Below are 20,737 nucleotides of genomic sequence, written 5' to 3'. Positions count from 1 at the left end.
CTCGGAACGGGCCCGCGACAGGCCAGTCTCCTGACTTCCGGCGGGTTCCTCTTCTGCACACGGCGTACGGATGAGGACGGACCGCAGGTCACAGTGGCGGGACCGTGCCGGACTCACACCGGCTTCCTGATTCCCATCGCGGCGATGACCTGGCGATATTACGTTTCTTCGCGTCGCGGGCATAGTGCCCCCCTGCTGTCACCACAGCGAAAGGGTGGAAGTATGACCGGAGCAACAGGCGACTGCGGTCCGAGGAAGCCGGTGAGAATCCGGCGCGGTCCCGCCACTGTGATCGGCGAGCGAGCCCCGCACACGACCACTGCCCCCACGGGTGGGAAGGCGCGGCGCGAGCTTCGACCCGAGAGCCAGGAGACTCACGCGGTCGCCTCCTCGACGGACCACCGGGGCGGGTCTCCCCGGAAGAGAGGAACGATCCCGCATGCCTGCCCGCACCCTCCCGACCGGCCGCGAACCTGTTCCCTGCCGGATCGTCCTGTGCCGTGACTGCTGCTGCGGCACCCCGAAGGTGACCGGCGTGGACCACGCCGCCCGGACCGAGCGGCTGAGTGCCCGGGCGCCGGTCCGGTTCTGCGCCTGTCCGGACCTCTGCGAGCAGGCCGACGTCATCGTCGTGCAGCCCTCCGCCGAGGGCCCTGCGGTCGGCGCACGACCCGTCTCGCCGAGACTGGTCAACGATCCGGACGCCACCGAAAACATCGCCGCATGGGCCACGGCCGGCGGGCCAGGAGTCCTACCCCAGCCGGATGTTCCCGACCTCTGCACCCTCACACCGCCACGCCGGCACACGACCCCCCGGCCTTGACGACGGCAGCCCGGACCGAGAGGCAGGACCCGTGGACGACGCCCGCGCACCAGCCGCATCCGTCACCGCCGCGCTGCACGACGTGGCGGGGATCGGAGGCTTCTTCGCCCTCAGGATCGGTGGCGAGGACGACGGCTGGCATCCGCTCGCCCGCTCCTACGCGGAGGGCTTCAGCGACCTCGCCGAGGCCGTCGCCCGCCGCCACCACACCCCCGAAGCACGCATCGACGTCTCCGTCGCCCAGCTCGGACACGCCGCCCGCCTCTGGTCCCCGGCCCTGGCCTGCGTCGTACTCCACGGGATGGTCCCCGATCTGGAGGGGCTCCAGCGCGCCGACGACGGACCGGCCCTCAGGGTGCCCCGCCCCGCCGGCTGGTATGCCGACCGGCTCGGCGACGGTGCACCCCGTGCTCTCTACCAGCAGGTGACACGCCATCTGTCGGCACTGTCCGACGGACTGCGCGTCAAGGTCGCCCCGCGCCTGCTGGACGGCAACTCGGCGTCGGCCCTCGCCGGGGCGGCCCACGCCCTGCTTGCGGCACGCCCCGATGTACGCCGACCGCTCACCGCCCTGACGGCCACGCTCCTGGACACCGGACGACTGGCGGGCACGGGCGTGCTCACCGGACCCGAACTCGCCTTCCGCCGCCGGAGCTGCTGCCTCTACTACCGCGCGCCGCGCGGCTCGATGTGCGGAGACTGCGGACTGGCCGGGCGCCCGCGTGCATGAGCCGTGCGCGGCGCCGTCCCGAAGGGCAGGACCCAGGGCGACCGCCGGCGCGCCATGCTGCCCCGTCCCGGCCCTGCTGGCCGGCGCGATCGCCCTGCCGGCCCTGTCCGCACCAGCATGGAGGTTCGCAGCGAAGCCGGGCCCCGTCGAAGCCTTCGTTCCCGCGCTGATCTTCGCGATCCTCCTCGGGCCGTCCATGGACCACGAGGTGTTCCCCCTCTCCCGTTCTTCGGAGCCTTCGTCCTCAGCGACGACCGCATGCTCCAGCAGTTCGGGCTCCGCCCGGCCGTCGCCGTCCTGCTGGACGGCGTGGTCGTCCATCGGACAACGGGACTGCCTTCGCCCCGCACCACGGCGTGCGTTCCCCCGTACCGCACGCGGCGGCACCGGTCGGGGACGCGCCTGCCAGACTGCGTTCCATGACCATGCAGCCACGCCGGATCCTCGTCATCGGCATCGGATCGGGGGACCCCGACCATCTGACTCTGGGCGCGGTGAAGGCGCTGCGCCGCGCCGACGTCTTCTTCATCGTCGGAAAGGGGAACCACACGTCGTCGCTCACGGATCTGCGCCACCGCATGCTGGACGAGCACGCGCAGGCGCCGTACCGCGTGGTGGAGGTGGAGGACCCGAGCCGGGACCGGAGCCCGCTGGAGCGGGGCGACTACACCCGGGCCGTCCACGACTGGCGTACCCGTCGTGCGGACATCTTCGAGGACCTGATGCGCGACGAGATGACGGCCGAGCAGACCGGAGCCTTCCTCGTGTGGGGCGACCCGACGCTGTACGACAGCACGCTCGGGATCCTGGCCGACATCGAGGCCCGTGGGTCCTTCTCACCGGACGTCGAGGTCGTCCCCGGGATCAGCAGCGTCTCGTCGCTTGCCGCCCGGCACCGCATCCCGCTCAACCAGGTGGGCCGACCGGTCCACATCACACCGGCCCGCCGGATCTTCGACGTGGGACAGAACGACGACGGGGACATCGTCGTGATGCTCGACGCGCACGAGTCCTTCACCCGGATCAAAGGGGACCACGTCTGGATCTACTGGGGGGCCTACCTCGGAACCCCGGACGAGCTCCTGATCGCAGGGCCGCTCCCGGAAGTGTCGGACCGTATCAGGCGGTTGCGGGCCGAAGCGCGTGAACGGCATGGCTGGATCATGGACACGTATCTGCTGCGGATGGTGGAGCCGCAGGCGGGACCGGCCGGCCAGGAGTGACCGCGGGGCAGCGGACCTTCGGCCTTCGTGCACCCTCACCGCCCAGGCCCCCTGATGCGCTGCTGTCGCAGGTGTGCCATCAGGCGGAGGCGTGCTCGTCGAAGCCCGGACCCGGCAGTCCCTCGGCCGTGCGCCGTCCGGGCATCCTCCCCTCGAAGTGTGCTCGGGGCCGGGTTCGGCGTCGTCCGCCGGGCGCGGTCGCCGACGCCTGTGTCGTGCGGTGGCGCCCGTTCCGTGGCGACGTGCAGGCGCGGCGGTGCACCCCTGCGTGCCGGCGGTGCCGGCGCGTGTGCCTCGCACCCTGCTCAGCGCTGCGCCCCTGGGCGGGGCCGGACGCCTCGTGGACGTCCGGCCCCGGGACAGGAAGTCAGGCCTTCTCGGCGGCCAGGTCCGCGCGGACTTCGCGGGCGGCGGCGACGAGGTTCTCGAGCGAGGTCCGGGTCTCGGGCCAGCCGCGGGTCTTCAGGCCGCAGTCGGGGTTGACCCACAGCCGCTCCGCGGGGATGGCCTCGAGTCCCTTGCGGAGGAGGGCCACCGCCTCTCGGATGCTCGGGATGCGGGGTGAGTGGATGTCGTAGACTCCGGGGCCCGCCTCGCGAGGGTAGCCGTGCTCGGCGAGTTCGTGGGCGACCTGCATGTGGGAGCGGGCGGCCTCCAGGCTGATGACGTCGGCGTCGAGGTCGTCGATGGCCTCGACGATGTCGCCGAACTCGGCGTAGCACATGTGGGTGTGGATCTGGGTGTCCGGGCGCACACCGCTGGTGGTGAGCCGGAAGGATTCGGTGGCCCATGCGAGGTAGGCGGCGTGGTCGGCGGTGCGCAGGGGCAGGGTCTCACGCAGGGCCGGTTCGTCGACCTGGATGACCGAAGTCCCCGCGGCCTCCAGGTCGTTCACCTCGTCGCGCAGAGCGAGGGCGACCTGGCGGGCGGTGTCACCGAGGGGCTGGTCGTCGCGGACGAAGGACCAGGCGAGCATGGTGACCGGTCCGGTGAGCATGCCCTTGACGGGTCGTCCGGTCAGTGACTGGGCGTAGGAGGTCCAGCGCACCGTCATCGGATCCGGGCGGGAGATGTCGCCGGCGAGGACCGGCGGGCGGACGTAGCGGGTGCCGTAGGACTGGACCCATCCGTGTCGCGTGGCCAGGTAGCCGGTGAGCTGCTCGGCGAAGTACTGGACCATGTCGTTGCGTTCGGGCTCGCCGTGCACGAGGACGTCGAGGCCGGCCTTCTCCTGGAAGGAGATCACTTCGGCGATCTCCGCTTCGATCCGCTGGTCGTACCTGATGGTGTCGATCCTCCCGGCGCGCAGGTCGGCACGGGCCGCCCGCAGCTCACCGGTCTGCGGGAACGAACCGATTGTGGTCGTCGGCAGCAACGGCAGGGCGAGGTGGGCGCGCTGGGATGCGGCCCGCTCCGGATAGGGCTGGGACCGGCGGCCTTCCGCGTCGGTGACGGCGTCGGCCCTGGCCTGTACCACCGGGTCGTAGGTGACCGGGGAGTCGGCCCGGGAAGCGAGGTCGGCCCGATTGGCGGCGATCTGCTGGGCGATGGCGTCGGTGCCCGCGGTGAGCCCCGCGGCGAGAGTGACGACTTCCTTCGTCTTCTGCCGGGCGAAGGCGAGCCAGCGGAGGATCTCGGGATCGATGTCGCTTTCCGGCTCCGTGTCGAGAGGCACGTGCAGCAGGGAGCAGGAGGCGGCGACGTCGACCTGGTCGGCGAGTCCGAGCAGGGTGCCCAGTGTGGCGAGGGACTTCTCGTAGTCGTTGATCCAGATGTTGCGGCCGTTGACGACGCCCGCCACCAGGCGCTTGCCGGGGAGGCCACCGGCGGCGGCCAGGTCCTCGACGTTTCCGGCGGCCGACTCGGTGAAGTCGAGGGCGAGGCCCTCGACCGGGGACTTGGCCAGGACCGGCAGGGCGTCGCCGAGGCGGTCGAAGTACGAGGCGACCAGCAGGCGCGGCCGGTCGGTGAGGCCGCCGAGCTCACGGTAGGCGCGGGCGACGGCGTCGAGCTCGGCAGGGGTGCGGTCCTGGACGAGTGCGGGCTCGTCGAGCTGCACCCACGCGGCGCCCGCCGCGCGGAGGTCGGCGAGGACCTCGGCGTAGACGGGAAGGAGCCGGTCCAGCAGGGTCAGCGGTTCGAACTCGACGTCGACGCCGGGGGCGGGCTTGGCGAGCAGCAGGTAGGTGACGGGGCCGACGAGTACCGGGCGGGGGGTGTGACCGAGGGCGAGGGCCTCCCGGAACTCGGCCACCTGCTTCGCGGAGTCGGCGCAGAAGACGGTCTCCGGGGCGAGTTCGGGGACCAGGTAGTGGTAGTTCGTGTCGAACCACTTCGTCATCTCGAGGGGGGCGATGTCCTGGTTGCCCCGGGCCATCGCGAAGTAGCCGTCGAGTGCGTCGGCGCGGACGGCCGCGCGGTGCCGTTCGGGGACGGCGCCGACCATGACACTGGTGTCCAGGACATGGTCGTAGAACGAGAAGTCGCCGGACGGCACCTCGTGGATGCCGGCCTCGGCCAGCTGCCTCCAGTTCGAACGGCGCAGACCGGCCGCGGTCTCCCTGAGGGCGTCGGCGCTGACGCGGCCCTTCCAGTAGCCCTCGACGGCCTTCTTCAGTTCACGGTCGGGACCCTGGCGGGGGTAGCCGTACACGGTGGCTCGTGCTGCCGCGGCTGCGGGCTTCGCTGTCACGGAACTCTCCTTCGCGAGATGTGTCCTGGACATCCCGGGGACGGGACGTGGACGCGAAGGGACGACCGATCGGACGGGTCACGCCGGGAATGCACCGTGCGTGCCGCTCGATATGTGCGCCGACCCGCCCACGAGGTCACCGGGATCTCCGCACGCGACCGGTCGCGTGCGGGCAACGGGCAGGTCTTCGGACTCGCGGGCACGGGCGTCTCCGAAGAGGCGTCCTCCTAGTGGCCGTCGCTTCCCAGACCCTCCCGGGGCCAGTGCGTATGACGGCGTTCGTTCCCACTCACCGCTGCGGGGCAGTCCCGGATTCCCACCGGGTTCCCTCTTACGACGCATCCCGTCTGGCGGACGGGGGCGAACCAGCTGCACCCGACACCCTACGGGGCGGACGGAATGCGTACACCCCCGCCCACGATCCGGGACGGCCGGGCTGCTGGTCCGACCGCACCGTGGGGTGAGGAGCGGGGACAGAACCGTTCCGCTCACCACCCCTCCACGGCAGCGCGGGTCTCAGCCCCGCTCGTACGTGCCCGCGCCCGGTTTCCGGCCGGGCAGACCTGCCCCGACCATGCGCGTGAGCAGCGGTGGCGGGGCGTACAGAGGCTCCTCGGACTCGTCGTGGAGCGACAGGGCGAGGGAAGGAACGGCCGTGTCGAGCAGGGTGTTCACGACGGACCCCGCCCGTTCGGCGGAGAGAACCACGGTCGTGGCGAGCGGCGTCGCCACGGGCACCTCCGGGCGCGGCGAAGATCTCCGTTGCCGCCTCGGCCGCCGAACCGATCGATGGTCAGTGCGCAGACACCATGGGCCGGACCACGGGAATCATCAGGCGGCCCGGACCGTAGGGCCCGCCGTCGGTGTCAGCGCGGCGAACTCCAGTGGTGCGGACGGGTCGACCGACACGTCGAGCGGGGCCGGTTCGGCGCCGGAGCGGACCAGCAGGTCGCCCACCGCGGCGATCATGGCGCCGTTGTCGGTGCAGAGCGTCATGCGCGGCACGCGCAGCTCGATGCCGGCCGCAGCGCACCGTTGTCCGGCCAGCGCGCGGAAGCGGGAGTTCGCGGCCACGCCGCCGACGACGACCAGGGTCTTCACGGCGTGGTCGCGGCAGGCACGGACGGCCTTGCGGGTGAGGACGTCGGCGACGGCTTCCTGCAGGGCGGCCGCACCGTCGGCGATCGACGGTTCCTCGCCGCGCAGGCGGTGCTGCTCCACCCAGCGGGCGGCGGCCGTCTTGAGTCCGGAGAAGGAGAACGCGTACGGGTCGTCGCCGGCCTTGCTCAGGGGGCGGGGGAAGACCACGGCCTCCGGGTCGCCCGTCCTCGCGGCATGGTCGATGGCGGGCCCCCCGGGGTAGGGCAGGCCGAGGATGCGGGCGACCTTGTCGAAGCATTCACCGGCGGCGTCGTCGAGTGTGTCGCCCAGGTGCGGGATCGGCTCGCGCACCAGGTCCCGGACCAGGAGCAGCGAGGTGTGGCCGCCGGAGACGATCAGCACGACGCACGGCCGGGGCAGCGGGCCGTGTTCCAGCGTGTCGGCCGCGACATGCCCTGCGAGGTGATGCACGCCGTACAGCGGGACGCCTGCCGCATAGGCGAGGGATTTCGCTCCGGCGAGGCCGACCTGGAGGGCACCGGACAGGCCGGGGCCGGTGGTGACGGCCACCGCGTCGATCTGTCCGAGCCGCATCCCTGCCTCGGCCAGAGCCTGCCGCACGACCGGTGTGAACGCCTGGAGGTGGGCGCGCGAGGCGATCTCGGGCACCACGCCGCCGAAACGCGCGTGCTCCTCCATGCTCGACGCCACCACGTGGGCCAGCAGCCTTCCGTCCCGCACGATGCCCGCGCCGGTCTCATCGCACGACGACTCGATCCCCAGCACCACCGGTGCACCCACCACGGCCTCCTTCTGCATGCATATTGCTCTTGCAATATATGTGCAACAAGGCTCTGCTGGTGGACCGGGTGTTCAGCGCGCCGGAACGGGAGGGACGGTCAGGGGTGCCGGGCCACCGCCAGCGGTCAGGAGTGTGGCGACGCCGACCGATGCGTTCACCGGCCGCCCCGGGCGGCAGTGCGAACTCGGCACCGCGCAGGAGGCTCAGCGGCCGGTCCGGCCGGCGACCGCGGCCAAGGCGTCCTTGACCTCCTGTGCCACACGGGCCGCGTCCTCGGGGTCGTTCACCACGTCGGTCTCGGTCATGTCGATGACGAGGACCTCGCTGGCCGAGTAGTGCTGGTGCACCCACGCGTCGTATCCCGACCACAGCGTCCGGTAGTACTCGACCAGGCTGTCGTCCTGCTCGAAGTCACGTCCCCGCAGCCCGATGCGGTGCAGGACCGTTTCGAAGTCCGCCTTGAGGTAGACCATGAGGTCAGGAGCCTTGCGGTAGGGCAGGCCGTCGATCTCTCGCATCATCTCGTCCAGCAGTCCCTCGTACACCTGCAGTTCGAGCGAGCTGATCCGGCCCAGATCGTGGTTGACCTTGGCGAAGTACCAGTCCTCGTAGATGGACCGGTCGAGGACGTTGTCGTCCTGCTTGTACGCCTCCTTGATCGACGCGAACCGGGTCCTGAGGAAGTACAGCTGGAGGAGGAAGGGGTAGCGCTTGGCCTGGATCTCCTCGGGGCTCGCGGTGTAGAAGAGCGGAAGGATCGGGTTGTCTTCCACGCTCTCGTAGAAGACCTTGCTGCCGAGCTCTTTGGCCAGCAGTTCGGCCACGCTGGTCTTGCCGATCCCGATCATGCCTCCGACGCAGATCACGGACATACCTCGTTTCTCCCTGGGCGTCTTCTGTCTGTGGGCAGGTGGGCACCTCACGCCACTGGGACGCACGTGATTCCCGAGGTCTTCATGATCAGCGCCACGCGGCCCGTCCGGACCACGGTTCCGGAACGGTCCGATGTCCTGACCGGCGCGACCGCTCTGCGGCCGTGGCGCAGGAAAGCGAGCCACAGGCACCACATCCGACGTGAATCCTAAAGGATGGTCCACCCTGGGTCGGTCCGTGCTGCGCGCTGCTCACCAGGCGCGATTCCGGAGCTCCGGTGAGGTGGGGGCGCCGTCCGGAACGTCGGCCGGGGACGCGCGCGCGGCCGTCGGCGGCGCGGAGGCGACGAGCGGCGGTGCCCGGGCGCCGGCTCGTCCGCCTGGCCACCGTCCATCTGTGGGCCTGTAGTTTTCCGGCCCTTTTGTGATGACGGAGGCATGACATGTCCGGGTGGAGGGGCATAGTCCTGACGCCCAGGAAGAACCTGCACCGGCCGGCCGGCCGATGCAGGTCATCCCCACTCTCGGATCCCCTTCGGAACCGAGTTCCCCCACGAGTGAAGGGACAGCAATGCCGCATTCCTTATGGTCGAGGGCAGCCGGCACCGCCGCCGCGATCGCCATGGCCACAGCAACGGCAGCGCACGCCGCACCCGCACCGGAGACGGACGGGACGAGGAGCGCCGCAGCGGTGGTGACACTCCGCTACGACGACAGCCGCGCAGTCGGCTGGGAGGCGGCGATCGCCGCCGGAGTCGCCTCGTGGAACCAGAACGTCGCCAACGTCAAGCTGGTCGAAGCCGCACCTGGCGCCCGCGCCGAGATCCAGATCGTCGCCACCACCGGCTGGCCGCAGGCGACGCTCGGTCCGGTGCGCCCAGGCGGACAGGTGCGTGTGGAGCTCGGCAGCCAGGCGGTGTCCGACGGCTACGACAAGACCCGCATCGCCGCCCACGAGATCGGACACAGCTTGGGCCTGCCCGACACCAAGCCCGGTCCCTGCACCCAGCTGATGTCGGGGTCGAGCGCCGGCACCGCATGCAGGAACGCCGTTCCGAACGCGACTGAACGCGGCCGTGTCGAATCCGCCTACGCCAACGGCTTCGCTCCGCTCCTGCCTTCCGCCGGACGCACCCTCGTGGACGCCGCCTACTGATCACTCCACCGGAGGGTGACCTCTGGGGACGGGTCTGCCCGGGTGCGCCCCTCGGGCGGGCCGGAGACCGCGGACACGCGCTCCGGCCCGCTCGGGCGCACGGCATCCGTCAGAGAACGTTTCCGCCCTCCACCTGCCGTCAGGCCGGGGCGATGCGGGAGATGCCGCCGGCTATGCCGAGGACGTACAGTTCGCCGTCGCAGCCCTGCACGAACGAGACGGTCTCGCCGCCGTTGACCCCGAGGTCGCTCACGCCGGTCACCTCGCCGTTCTCCATCTGCAGTGCACGGACGGTGCCGTCGCAGTAGTCGCTGAACACGTACTGACCCCGGAGGCCAGGAATGGCCTTCCCCCGGTAGACGTACCCGCCGACCACCGAGCAGCCCAGTCCGGTGCGGTCGTATTCGTGGATCGGACGCACATGGTTCGCGGGCTCCGTGCCACCCCGGAACGGATGAGTGCCCTCCATCTGGGACCATCCGTAGTTCTCACCACCCTCACTGTCCGCCGGGGCCCAGTCGATCTCCTCCCAGTCGCTCTGGCCGACGTCGCCGATCAGCAGGTCACCCGTGCCGGAGTCGAAGGAGAACCGCCACGGGTTGCGCAGCCCGTACGCCCAGATCTCACCCCTGGCGTTCGGCGTTCCGACGAAGGGGTTGTCCGACGGGATCGCGTACGGTGTGCCGCCGCGCGGGTCGATCCTCAACAACTTGCCGAGCAGCGTGTCGAGATTCTGCCCGTTTCCGTCCGGATCGCCACCGGAGCCGCCGTCGCCGAGGGCGATGTAGAGGTAGCCGTCGGGGCCGAACTTGATGTCACCGCCGTTGTGGTTCGAGTAGGGCTGAGTCTGAGTGAGAACGGTGCGCCGGGAATTCGGCTGGATCTTGCCGCCCCGCACCGCGAACTCGTCGACGGTACTGGTGCCTTCGAGGTCCGTGAACGAGATGTAGAAGTGCGCGAACTTCTTGTCGAAAGCGACGCCCAGGAGGCCGCGTTCGCCGTCGGTGGTCGTCTCTGCGGAGATGTCGAGGACGGGCTTTCCGAGTGTGCTGCCTTTGAGGACCCGTACCTTGCCTGCGCGTTCGGCTATCCAGACCGTGCCCCCGGGGCCTGCGGTCCCGGCGGTCGGATTCTGGGCCGTGGCCACCTTCTTGAGCGCGACCTTCGCCGACTGGCGTGGGGCGGCGGGCTCGTCGGCGGACGCCGTGGTCAGTGCGAGGGAAGCGACGAGGGCGATGGCGCCGATGATCGCCGAACTTCTGGTGCGAACTTTCACCGTGACCTCCTGGAGGCGGCGAAGGGGGACGTCACCCGTCTGTTCGGAACAGGGTCAGGTGGGTGTCGCCCGCGCCAGCGCGCAACCTGAGTGGGGGATGGTGCTACTGGCCACGGATGAGGATACGGGGACGACGACAGTTGGTATAGACCAAAACCCTGCCTGTCTGTTCTTCCTCCGTCCTCCGCCCCGCGACCTGCTCGGGGCCCACCCATCGGTCCGACGGCGCTCGAAGGGTCGTGGCGAGGGAACGAGGGGATGTCCGGTCTGCTTCCGGATCTGCGAGACGACGGATCCGGAAGCCACATGACTGGCCCGGCCTAGGGACGCCACTCGGGCCGATGGTCCGGGTGGTCGGCGTGTGCCTGCGCGAGGTGCCGTACCACCATGTCGACGGCCATGCGGTGCACGTCGTCCGCAGAGCGATGGGACGCGTCAGGAAGCTCTGCACCCGTCCCGGACGCCGTGTACCGCTCGAGCAGGCCCCGTGTCGCCTCGACCTGACGCAATACCTGTGCCGGGCCGTGCAGGGCGATGTGTTCGGCGCGGGCGGCGTCCTCGTCGGACCCGCCGACCTCCGGGCCCGCGGTGACCAGCGGGGGGACGTCGTCCTCCGCGGTGGCCGCGGAGTACACGCCGGTTCCCAGGGCCCGCCAGATCTCGCCCGTCCCGCCGGCGGAGACAGCTGCTGCGGCCTGCTCGTCGAGACGGGCTCGGAGAAAGTCGACCAGGTCGGCGGTCACGCCGGGCTCCCCGGCCGGTCGGTGGCTTCCCCGTCGTGGGGGTAGTCCCGGTGCTCGACATAGGGCGCGGCGAGCAGCCGAAGCTGGAACTCGGCGTTCCTGCCGTACGGCCCCGCGGTATCCAGGTACGGGACCACGGTGTCGTCGAGCAGCACGAGACGTGCTTCAGCGGCGGCGACGGAGAAGCGGGCGTGCTTGGCGGCGTCCTCGGGTTCGACACCGAAGCGATCGGGCTGGGTGACCACTACGTTGGCGGCGAAGCCGGCCTTCTCCAGCTCCTCGTTGAAACGTGCACGGACGAACGCCACCAGTTCGGCGGTCATGCGTAACTCCTCGGAGGGGTGGGCCTGGACCGTGTGAACGCCCTGACGCGCTTCCCGGTGTCCTCGCACGGGGCGGCCCCCAGGTCCCGGACAGCGCCCCGGCGGGCTTCGCGCAGGTCTCCCCGCAGGCCGCCCGGCTCATCGCGGGCGGCCTGCTCGAGGTGGTCCGTCTTGATCATGCAGGACTCCTGCGTTGCTCTGTCATCTTCCTCGACTGTCACGACAGCGTGGCCTTCGGCAGCAAGGATGGCCGTTGTGCCGTACGACGAGCAACTTCGGTGGGCGCCGGGGAACGCCGGATGGCGGCCCGGCGCCACCGGCGGGCGCCGCCACACACCGCAGCGCCGCCTCCAGCTCTTCCCGCTCGGCCTCCGTCCTCTGCGGCAGGGGAGGAGGGCTGCTGGAGGCCAGGTCCCGGGCACGCCGGTCACCGGCCGTGTATGACTGAGGAGTCCCTTCGAGACAGGGCGCCGCACCGGCAGCCTGGCCGACAGCAAGGATTCCTCGTGATCTGGAAAGTGGCGTTCGATGCCGGCCGTCCCGAGGGCGGCACCTGTTCCCATGTCGGGGACGAGCTGCCGGAGGTGGCTCCGGCCAGCTCATCAGGGTGCGAGGACTGCCTGCGCGAGGGCACCCGCTGGGTGCATCTGCGCTCCTGCCTGACCTGCGGCCATGTCGGCTGCTGCGACAGCTCGGTCCGGAAGCATGCCGCTGCGCATGCCGAGCACGCCCGGCATGCGCTGGCCCGGTCGCTGGAGAAGGGTGAGACATGGGCGTGGTGCTACGAGGACGACGTCTTCCTCACCCCCGACCGCGGCTGAGGACCGTGAGCAGGAGCGCCGGTCGTGATGCGTCGTCGGCCGGGCGCTGTCGCCGACGCCTCCGCCGGGCGGTGGCCGAGGGTGCCGCTGGTCAGGGGGCAGGGGCCATCGGCAGGGCTGTTGCCGCCGGTCAGAAGGCGTAACGGACGGTCAGCCAAGGGACATGGGTGCCGATCAGGGTCCGCATGGTCTCCACCCCTGAGGCTTTGATGCCGTCGCGGTACCGCACGTTCCAGCTCTCGTTCTGCGAGCGCTTCGGCTGCTGGAGGTCCGGGCGCCAGAGGGTGTCCTCGGCCCGGGGGTGCCACGCCATGTTGACGTCGTGAAGGTCTCGGTTGTGGGTGAGCATGATGATCTCGGCCGAGGCCTGCCTCTTCACCCGCGCCGGAAGGACATCGTCCATGCGGCGCAGCACCTCCGACCAGGCCTGCACCCACCCCGGTCTGATGACGACGGGGGACAGGTTGAAGTGCACTTCGTAGCCGGCGTCGAGGAAGTCCGCGGCCGCGGCGATCCGGTCCTCCACGGGACTGGTACGGATGTCGAGAAGCCGCGAGTCGGCAGGGGGCATCACGGAGAAACGGACGCGGGTCCGGCCCCCGGGGTCGAGCAGGAGCAGGTCCGGGTTGACGAACTTGGTGGCGAACGACGCCTTGGCGGTGGGCCACCTGGAGAAGGCGCGTACCAGATCCGCGGTGTTGTCGCTGATCAGCGCGTCGACCGCACAGTCGTTGTTCTCGCCGATGTCGTACACCCACGCGTCGGGGTCGCACTGATTGGCGTCCCGCTTGGGGCCTTGGGCGACGACGTGGTGCCGGATGCGCGCGATGATGCGGTCGATGTTGGTGAAGACGGTGATCGGATTGGCGAAGCCCTTCCGCCGAGGTACGTAACAGTACGAACAGGCCATGGCGCACCCATTGGCCGCCCCGGGAGCGATCCAGTCGGCCGAACGGCCGTTGGGCCGGACGGTCAGAGTCTTCCTTTCGCCCAGTACCAGGACGGTGCGTTTGATCCGCACCCAGCGCTCGGCGTTCCCCTCGTTGCCGTGAAGCTGCGGAATGCGCCAGTGGGAGTCGGTGTGCACCACCTCGGCGTCGGGGAAGGCCGCAAGGATCTGTCGGCCACGCGGTGACACGGCGGATCCAGGCTCCGCGTGGATCCGCCGCACCGACAGCATCCGCCGGGCCTCGGGGGAGCCGCGGAACGCGGACTCCGGCGCGGCGCGCCCCGGCCCGACCGGAATGTCGTCGAGGCCGAACAGCCCTTCGGGGCCTTCGTCGTCCGGCGGACCGGACGGGTGGGACCAGCGCATACCTCTCCTGAATCTTCCGTGTCGGCCACCACTCTAGGCAGGCGCGCGGCATGCCTCGCTCACCCCACCACCCACCGCCCACCGCCCACCGCCCACCGGCTCGGGGTCAGGGCGGGCCGTCACCACGGGCGTGCTCCTGCCGGCGTACGTCCGCGAGGTCGCCGAGCCGGTCGAGCTGCTTCACTGCTCGCGAGGTCCGGTGATTGTGCGCGAGCCGGTCCCGGTGCCGGTCGACGAAGGTCCAGTAGCCCGTGGTGTACGGGCAGGCGTGCTCGCCGGTCCGGTCGCCGGGTCTGTACTCGCAGGGCCCGCACATGTCGCTCATACGGTTGATGTAGGCACCGCCCGAGGTATAGGGCTTGGTCGTCATCCTGCCGCCGTCCGCGTACTGGGACATCCCGATGACGTTGGGGACCATGACCCAGTCGTAGCCGTCCACGAAACTGCGGTGGAACCAGTCGGTGACCCCCGCGGGGTCCCAGCCCCGTTGGAGTGCGTAGCCGCCGAGGACCATCAGCCGGGGGATGTGATGGGTCCACCCGGTGTCGCGGACCTGAGCCAGCACCGTCCGCAGGCAGCGCGCGCCGACCGAATCCGCGTCCAGGTCGTTCCACCACCCGGGGAGCGGAGCGGTGTGCCGCAGGACGTTGGAGTACCGGTACTCCTCGCCGAAGTACCAGTAGAGGTGCCACATGTACTCGCGCCAGCCGGCGATCTGCCGGACGAAGCCCTCCACGCTGTTGATCGGCGCCCGGCCGGCCCGCCACTCCTCCTCCGCCCCCTCGACGCATTCGGCGGGGTCGAGCAGGCCGAGGTTGAGCGAGGACGACAGGAGACTGTGGCTCATGACCGGATCGGCTGCGAGCATGGCGTCCTCGAACGGGCCGAAGTCGTTCAGCCGGTGTGCGAGAAAGCGTTTCAGGGCAGCGCGGGCCTCGGTGCGGGTCGCAGGGAACAGGCGGGGCCCGTCGCGCCCGACGAAGGACACGTCCCCGTCCTTCTCCCAGCGGTCGAGGTCGTGCCGGACCTCGTCGTCGATGTCGTCCTCGCGGGGCCGGTAGGGCCGTCCGACGGAGAGGGTGGTGCTGTCGCGGGGCGGGCGCTGCCGGTTGTCGTGGTCGAGGTTCCACCGGCCGCCCGCCGGCTGGTCGCCATCCATCAGCAGGTCGTGGTCGCGCCGGACCCAGCGGTAGAAGTCCTCCTGGCGCAGGCTCTTCCCCCCGTGCGCGTCCGCCCACGTCGCGAAGTCCTCCATGGGCACGAGGAACCCGCGCGCAGGTGCCACGGACACCTGTGGCAGGCCACGCACCAGGCCGGCGGCCGCGAACGAGGTCGGGTGGTGCACCGTGACCGGACCTCCGCCGGTCGCCTCGTCCAGGCCGGCCCGGTAGGTGTCGGCGCGCACATAGGTCAGGCGGTCACCGAGCTCCGCCGCGCGGTGGCGCATCGCGGACAGGATCAGATGGGCCTTGGCCCGGTGGAAGCGGCGCCGCCGGAACACCGAGCGTGCCTCGATCATGAGCAGAGGAGTGTCGCGGCCGGGCCCGTCACCGGCACCCGGAGTCAGGAAGTGAGGGCCGAGCTGGTCGCCGAAGAGCCAGTGCATGACGTGTGTCTCCTCAGTCGCCGCCACGGAGTGCTTCAAGTGTGCGGCCGGCCGGAGAGGTCGAAAAGCGGAGCGGGACAGCCGGGTGAGGCGTGCCGGGTCCGACACCAGAGGCCAGGATCCGCGCCGGGGCCAGGATCCGCGCCGGGGCCGGGGCCGGGGTCGTGGCAGGCCCATGGCCCGGCGCCCATGACGCCAGGTCGTCATGGGCCGCCGGATCGAAGCCGCGGGGGCCCGCGCCGTGAGCCGGTGGGCCGCCTGACGATGTCGGCCCGAGCCGGCAGGGGGCCTGCCGTGGCGCGGCGCACCCGCACGGGTGGTCGGCGCGGACGAACGGTGACGGCAGGGGCGAAGCGCGTGTCCTGCGAGGGGTGAGCCGCGTTGTATCGATCATGAACGTACGCCGTACCCTCACCGCCGCCGCGGCCGGATCCTTCCTGCTGGCCGCCGCCGCCCCCGCCGCCCAGGCAGACGCTTTCGCCTCCACCCTCACCGACACCGCCCTGACCACCAGCACGGTCGGGCAGCAGGCCGCTTCCGCCGGCTCCGCAGTCGTGCAGAAGCCCGCCATCGCGAACCGGGTCTCCGCCGTCGGGGACCTGGCGGAGGCAGGAGAGGACGCGGTGAGCGCGGGCGACCAACTCGTCAACGGCTGACCGCGTGGCCGCCCCGTGCCCTGGTTGCCTCCGCGGGAACCGGCGCGGCGCGGTGGGCGACCCGTGGATCCCCGTCCCGGCCGGTGCCAGACTGGCCGTGTGACGGACTCCGATCGCCGGACGGGCCGGCTCCTCGAACGCGCCATCCTGGAACTGCTGGAGGGGCGTGGCTCCGCCGCGACGATCTGTCCCTCCGACGCCGCACGCGCGGTGTACGACGGGGACGACGACGGCTGGCGGGCGCTCATGGAGCCGACCCGCCGCGCCGCTGCGCGACTGGTCGCGGCCGGTGACGTGGAAATCACTCAGGCGGGCCGTCCGGTCGAGCCGGCACAGGCGCGCGGCCCGATCCGCATCCGTCGCGCTCGCTGACATGCACCCGCAGGCTGTACCGCGCCCATCGAGGACCCGGCTGTCCCGCGGCGCGCTCGTGTTCCCGGAGCGGGCCACCCGCTGAGCGCGTTCGTTGACGGTTCCCACGCCCCCGCGTCGTCCTCGCCCGTGGACGGGCACGGGTCACTGGAGGGCGCCGCTGAGTCTGCCCTCCTTGAGTAACGCCTGGACCAGGGCGGAGTTCGCCCCGGGCGCCAGGAGGAGCCGGGGGAGTGGCTCCGGAAGATCTCGATGCGATGGCAGCCCATGAGGAGACCGACGACCGCCATCTGCTGCACCCCCGTCACCTCGCTCCACGCCACGAAGTCGCGTACCCGGCCGAACCTGCCGGTGACCGCCACGCCGCCCGCGCACAGACATCACCTGTTCACACCGAGTGTGGCGGTGAGCGCGCGCCATCCGAGTTTCAGGCCGTACACCGCGGCCACCACCACTGTCGTGACGACGGCGTTCTCGTCGACCGCGCTCGGGCTGACGACTGTGGTGATGAGCATGAAGCCCCAGGGAATCAGCAGGAATGCCCTCAGTATCTGCATGATGGCGCCCATTGCCGGGTTGATGACGGCGTAGTCGCCGCGTACGTTGCCGAGCCCCGGACCAGCCCCTGTGTTTCGCACCGGCGCTCCCTCGGTCGCGGCTGCATGCGCGCGGAGGGCGCGCGCCTCGTCTGCACGGCATGCGGGTGCCGTCGGCGCCTCGAACCGGCCCGCAGCGGCACGGTCCCGGACGACGCTCCGGGAACGCCGGTTCCACGTCTCTCGGACAGGACGTGACGGGGCATCAGGCGAGCGCCACCGTCGTCGGACTCACCGGTGGTGAGGGATGCGGACGGGGTGTGACACGACGAGCACCTTCCATCGGACCGGCACGTGGTGGGCGCTTTCCTGGAGCTCGATCCGGCCTGTGGCGCCGCCATCCGGGGGACGATGGTTTCAGGATTCGCCGCTGCGGGCGTCGGTGGAATCACGTACGTGCCCCCGTGGACGGGCCGGGCCGGTGCAGGTGTTGGCCGCCCGACGGGCCTCAGGTGCGGGCATGTACGTAGTGCATGTCAGGGAAACCACGGACGCGCGGCACCGCAGGGGATGGAAAAGTGGTTTGCGGGGGAGGGCCGGTGCGGGGGACCGGCCCGGGGGGCGATCGAGAGGCCGAACGCTGTCAGGGGCGTTCCGGACGTCTCGCCCCCCGCAGCCTTCCCGGGACAAGCAGTGACACCTCCACGGCCTGCTGCTCGACGTGGTAGACAATGCCGTGGAGTCAGCCAGAGGGATCACACCTGCGGGAGCGGCCCCCGGTGCCGCGCCAAGCCGCACGGGCGGGAGCCCGCTCGTCGGTCGTGAGGCCGAAATCGCCGCGATGGAAGCGGTGTTCGACCGTTCGGGCCGGGGAAGCCCCGCGATCGTCGACCTCACCGGCGCGGCGGGGATCGGCAAGAGCCGCCTGGTGGGAGAGTTCTGCCGGCGTGCCGGGCAACGCGGTGCGACGGTGCTGCGCGGACGGGCCACGGAGTACGAACAGCACCTCCCGTTCCAGCCGTTCGCCGACGCGTTCGCCGATGCGGACGACCGGGACCCGAGCGCGGCCAGCGAGTTGCTCGCCGTCCTGTCCCCTGCTCCCCGCGGGCTGACCATCGGTCCGTCCCCCGCGACGGACCCACCCACCGTCGACCGCTTCGCTCTGCACCGTTCCACGGCACGGCTGTTGGCGCAGCTCGGTACGACGGGCCTGGTGGTCGCCCTGGACGACATGCACTGGGCGGACCCGGCGTCGCTCGAGCTCCTGGACCACCTCGTCCGGCACCCGGTTCCCGGGCCGGTCGTTCTCCTCGTGTCCCGTCGCGACCGGCAGACGCCGCCGGCGCTCACCGTGGCGCTCACCCGTGGACTCGACACCGGCTCGGTGATCCGGATCGCTCTGCCACCGCTCCCCGAGCGGGAATGCGTCGAAGGGCTCGCCCCTGATCTGCCACGCGTCCGGGCGGCGCAGCTCTACGCCGCCAGCGAGGGCAACCCCCTGTACTTCCTCTCCCTGCTGCATGCCCACCGCGAGGGGGCCGCCCCTGGCCATGGCGCCTCCTCGACCGCGACCGGGGACGGCTGCGACGGGCTGCCGGCAGGCCTCGGACCGCTGCTGCTGAACGAGCTCACGCCGCTCACGCCGTCACAGCGCCGGACCCTGGAAGTGGTCGCGGTGCTCGGCGACCACGCCACGCCCTCCGTCACAGGTGCGACGGCCCGCCGCACCGACGCCGAGCTCGACGGCGACCTGGACGCCCTGGCCCGGCGTGATCTCGTACGTGCGGGTCCGGGCGGCCGGCTGATGCTGCGCCACCCGGTACTCCGGACGCTGGTGTACGAGTCCACCGCCTCGTGGCGACGCATCGACATCCACCGCACGGCCGCCGTCGAGCTGGCTCGTACGGGCGCCCCTGCGGTCGCGCGGGCCCCGCACATCGAACGCTCGGTGACCACCTGGGACACCGAGGCGGTAGCCGTACTGAGGCAGGCCGCCGACGAGACCGCGTCGACGGCCCCGACGAGCTGCGCGCACTGGCTCGCTGCCGTGCTCCGGCTGCTGCCGGACACCGCCGAACACGCCGCCGAGCGGCGACGGCTGATGCTGAGGCGCGCGCGTGCGCTCGGTGTCGCCGGCGGCCTGCGGGAGAGCCGGGAGCTCCTGCACCAGGTCATCAGCACCTCGGGTCCGGACGAGGCCGGCGTCAGGGTCTCGGCCGTGGTGCTGTGCGCCCTCGTGGAGCGGCACCTCGGACGGTACCCCGAGGCGATCGCCCTGCTGCGCCGCGAGCTGACGAGGGAGGCCGGACCGTCGCCCGCCGACAGGGTCTCGATCGGGCTCGAACTGGGCTCCTCCGCGCCCCACAACACCCCGTATCCGCAGGTGCGGGAAGAGATGTCCCGGACCCTCTCGGCTGCCCGCGACCTCGAGGACGTACCGGGTGAAGCCGGCGCCCTGGCCCTCGCCGCGTTCGGCGAGGCGTACGAAGGCGGCACGGCCACGGCGGCCGGGCTCGCCGGGCAGGCGGCGGAGCTGATGGACGGCCTGCCCGACGGCGACCTCACGCCCCTGTGCGAGCCCCTGGCCAGGCTCGGCTGGGCGGAGGCGTTCCTGGGCAGGTTCACCGACGCCGAGCGCCATGCCGACCGCGGCCTCGAGATCGCCCGGCGCAGCGGGCAGGTCTACCTGCTGCCTCTCCTGCTGCTGTGCAAGGCGCACGTCCGGATACAGACCTGCCGCCTGCCGTCGGCGCGGCAACTGGCCGACGAGGCAGAGGACATCGCACGAGGCACAGGAAGCAGCGAACTGCTTTCGTTCGCCCTGGCCAACAAGGCCCAGGTGCTGGTGGTGGCCTCCGCGCCCGGTGACCCGGAAGCCCTGTCCGCCGCCGAGGAGGCGGTCTCCGGCATGGGACCGAGCGACAACTGGCGGGCCTCCATGGCCTGGTGCATGCTCGGCTACGCGGCGCTCACCGGCGGCGACCCGCACCGCGCCCGGGACGCGCTGCTCCGGGCGGGCGGCGAGGACCTGCACGGCCTTCAGCCCTCGATGCGCCCCCTGTTCCTGGAACTCCTCGTCACCGCGGCGCTCCTCACGGGGGATGCCGGTTCCGCGTCCGCCTGGGCCGAGCGTGCGCACAAGGAGGCCGATCGCCTCGGCCTGCCCCTGCAACGCGCCTCCGCCCTGCGCAGCGCCGCTCAGCTGGCGCTGCACGGCGGCGACCCGGTGACCGCGGCGACGCTGCTCTCCGAGGCGGTCGAGGAGTGCGCACGGTCCGGTGCCGTCTTCTGGGAGGCGCGCTCACTGCTGCTCGCCGCCCCGGTCCTGGCAGCCGCCGGGTACGCGGCGCGGGGGGAGGCGATGCGGGAGAGGGGCCACCGGCTGGCCACCACCGGGGGTGCACACCTGCTGGCCGGTCTGGCAGCGGCGACGACGGCGGGAGCACCGGCAGCCCCGGAGGGCTCCGGCATCCCGCAACGGCTGATGTCGTTGACGGCGCGTGAACGAGAGGTCGCCGCGCTCGTTGCCGAGGGCCTCACGAACCAGGCGATCGCCGACAGGCTGTACCTGAGTCCGCGCACCGTCGAGACCCATCTGTCCCGGGTGTACCGCAAGACCGACATCGCTTCCCGCGCGGCCCTGGCCGCGCTGATGGCCCGCCGCTGACCGGGAGCTGCCGGCTCGGAGCG

General features: G+C 71.3%; 18 protein-coding genes, 2 pseudogenes and 3 riboswitches. Of the genes and pseudogenes, 9 read left to right on the top strand and 11 right to left on the bottom strand.

The window, feature by feature from the left end; all coding sequences use genetic code 11:
- Positions 1-2: 2 nt before the first annotated feature.
- A riboswitch (cobalamin riboswitch) is annotated at positions 3-168 on the bottom strand.
- 83 nt (positions 169-251) lie between these two features.
- Positions 252-376, top strand: a riboswitch (cobalamin riboswitch).
- Between the two features lie 63 nt (positions 377-439).
- The 4 genes and pseudogenes from ACFC51_RS28395 (at position 440) to cobF (ending at position 2,776) form a co-directional block, all read left to right on the top strand.
- Positions 440-823: a (2Fe-2S) ferredoxin domain-containing protein gene (locus ACFC51_RS28395; protein WP_376531560.1), complete on the top strand. Its 384-nt coding sequence runs from the start codon at positions 440-442 to the stop codon at positions 821-823.
- Between the two features lie 31 nt (positions 824-854).
- Positions 855-1,553, top strand: coding sequence for a (2Fe-2S)-binding protein (locus tag ACFC51_RS28390; protein WP_376368950.1), 699 nt, complete (start codon positions 855-857; stop codon positions 1,551-1,553).
- A 124-nt stretch (positions 1,554-1,677) separates the two neighbouring features.
- A pseudogene (locus ACFC51_RS28385) lies at positions 1,678-1,871 on the top strand (hypothetical protein); the annotation flags it as partial.
- Positions 1,872-1,972: 101 nt separating this feature from the next.
- The gene (cobF, locus tag ACFC51_RS28380; protein WP_376368949.1) at positions 1,973-2,776 is read left to right on the top strand and encodes a precorrin-6A synthase (deacetylating); all 804 of its coding nucleotides are present in this window, start codon (positions 1,973-1,975) and stop codon (positions 2,774-2,776) included.
- Between the two features lie 367 nt (positions 2,777-3,143).
- On the opposite strand, the gene metE is transcribed toward cobF, so the two are convergent.
- The 4 genes and pseudogenes from metE to ACFC51_RS28360 all read right to left on the bottom strand — a co-directional run bounded on the left by metE (position 3,144) and on the right by ACFC51_RS28360 (position 8,243).
- On the bottom strand, positions 3,144-5,468 hold the full coding sequence (metE, locus tag ACFC51_RS28375) for a 5-methyltetrahydropteroyltriglutamate--homocysteine S-methyltransferase (RefSeq protein ID WP_376531558.1): 2,325 nt from the start codon (positions 5,466-5,468) through the stop codon (positions 3,144-3,146).
- Positions 5,469-5,628: 160 nt separating this feature from the next.
- Positions 5,629-5,853, bottom strand: a riboswitch (cobalamin riboswitch).
- 131 nt (positions 5,854-5,984) lie between these two features.
- Positions 5,985-6,131, bottom strand: a pseudogene (locus ACFC51_RS28370) (3-hydroxyacyl-CoA dehydrogenase family protein); the annotation flags it as partial.
- A gap of 168 nt (positions 6,132-6,299) precedes the next feature.
- Positions 6,300-7,388 (bottom strand): tRNA (adenosine(37)-N6)-threonylcarbamoyltransferase complex transferase subunit TsaD, encoded by a 1,089-nt coding sequence (gene tsaD / locus ACFC51_RS28365; RefSeq protein ID WP_376531556.1) that lies wholly within the window; start codon positions 7,386-7,388, stop codon positions 6,300-6,302.
- A 186-nt stretch (positions 7,389-7,574) separates the two neighbouring features.
- Entirely contained in the window at positions 7,575-8,243 is a 669-nt protein-coding gene (locus ACFC51_RS28360; protein ID WP_376368945.1) for a deoxynucleoside kinase, read from the bottom strand.
- Positions 8,244-8,814: 571 nt separating this feature from the next.
- Between ACFC51_RS28360 and ACFC51_RS28355 the strand changes: the two genes are divergently transcribed.
- On the top strand, positions 8,815-9,399 hold the full coding sequence (locus ACFC51_RS28355) for a snapalysin family zinc-dependent metalloprotease (RefSeq protein ID WP_376368944.1): 585 nt from the start codon (positions 8,815-8,817) through the stop codon (positions 9,397-9,399).
- A gap of 139 nt (positions 9,400-9,538) precedes the next feature.
- Here the strand turns inward: ACFC51_RS28355 and ACFC51_RS28350 are convergent, their stop codons facing one another.
- The 4 genes from ACFC51_RS28350 to ACFC51_RS28335 form a co-directional block, all read right to left on the bottom strand.
- Positions 9,539-10,675 (bottom strand): PQQ-dependent sugar dehydrogenase, encoded by a 1,137-nt coding sequence (locus ACFC51_RS28350; protein WP_376531554.1) that lies wholly within the window; start codon positions 10,673-10,675, stop codon positions 9,539-9,541.
- A 320-nt stretch (positions 10,676-10,995) separates the two neighbouring features.
- Complete coding sequence (locus ACFC51_RS28345) at positions 10,996-11,418, bottom strand: DUF6221 family protein (RefSeq protein WP_376531552.1); 423 nt, start codon at positions 11,416-11,418, stop codon at positions 10,996-10,998.
- Positions 11,415-11,741, bottom strand: a complete 327-nt coding sequence (locus ACFC51_RS28340; RefSeq protein ID WP_376368941.1) for a hypothetical protein — start codon at positions 11,739-11,741, stop codon at positions 11,415-11,417. The genes ACFC51_RS28345 and ACFC51_RS28340 overlap by 4 nt, the downstream gene beginning before the upstream one ends.
- The gene (locus ACFC51_RS28335) at positions 11,738-11,920 is read right to left on the bottom strand and encodes a hypothetical protein (protein ID WP_376368940.1); all 183 of its coding nucleotides are present in this window, start codon (positions 11,918-11,920) and stop codon (positions 11,738-11,740) included. The genes ACFC51_RS28340 and ACFC51_RS28335 overlap by 4 nt, the downstream gene beginning before the upstream one ends.
- Positions 11,921-12,247: 327 nt before the next feature.
- Here ACFC51_RS28335 and ACFC51_RS28330 point away from each other — a divergent pair, with 327 nt between their 5' ends.
- Positions 12,248-12,562, top strand: a complete 315-nt coding sequence (locus ACFC51_RS28330; RefSeq protein ID WP_376531550.1) for a UBP-type zinc finger domain-containing protein — start codon at positions 12,248-12,250, stop codon at positions 12,560-12,562.
- 130 nt (positions 12,563-12,692) lie between these two features.
- On the opposite strand, the gene ACFC51_RS28325 is transcribed toward ACFC51_RS28330, so the two are convergent.
- Complete coding sequence (locus tag ACFC51_RS28325) at positions 12,693-13,877, bottom strand: spore photoproduct lyase family protein (protein WP_376531548.1); 1,185 nt, start codon at positions 13,875-13,877, stop codon at positions 12,693-12,695.
- Positions 13,878-13,983: 106 nt separating this feature from the next.
- Positions 13,984-15,483 carry a cryptochrome/photolyase family protein gene (locus tag ACFC51_RS28320; RefSeq protein WP_376531546.1) on the bottom strand — a complete coding sequence of 500 codons (1,500 nt, stop codon included), beginning with the start codon at positions 15,481-15,483 and terminating at the stop codon, positions 13,984-13,986.
- A 371-nt stretch (positions 15,484-15,854) separates the two neighbouring features.
- On the opposite strand from ACFC51_RS28320, the gene ACFC51_RS28315 reads away from it, so the two are divergent.
- Complete coding sequence (locus tag ACFC51_RS28315) at positions 15,855-16,139, top strand: hypothetical protein (protein WP_376414872.1); 285 nt, start codon at positions 15,855-15,857, stop codon at positions 16,137-16,139.
- 99 nt (positions 16,140-16,238) lie between these two features.
- Positions 16,239-16,511, top strand: coding sequence for a DUF3253 domain-containing protein (locus ACFC51_RS28310; RefSeq protein ID WP_376368935.1), 273 nt, complete (start codon positions 16,239-16,241; stop codon positions 16,509-16,511).
- A 380-nt stretch (positions 16,512-16,891) separates the two neighbouring features.
- Here ACFC51_RS28310 and ACFC51_RS28305 read toward each other — a convergent pair whose 3' ends face one another.
- Positions 16,892-17,149, bottom strand: a complete 258-nt coding sequence (locus ACFC51_RS28305; protein WP_376531544.1) for a hypothetical protein — start codon at positions 17,147-17,149, stop codon at positions 16,892-16,894.
- A gap of 739 nt (positions 17,150-17,888) precedes the next feature.
- Here ACFC51_RS28305 and ACFC51_RS28300 point away from each other — a divergent pair.
- A complete protein-coding gene (locus ACFC51_RS28300; protein WP_376531542.1) occupies positions 17,889-20,714 on the top strand; it encodes an AAA family ATPase in 2,826 nt (941 codons plus the stop codon).
- Positions 20,715-20,737 lie beyond the last annotated feature (23 nt).

This window comes from Streptomyces sp. NPDC055962 (assembly GCF_042270185.1).
GTDB lineage: Bacteria > Actinomycetota > Actinomycetes > Streptomycetales > Streptomycetaceae > Streptomyces.
The sequence above is the reverse complement of the archived record's forward strand: the minus strand, read 5'-3'. Positions and strand labels throughout refer to the sequence as shown.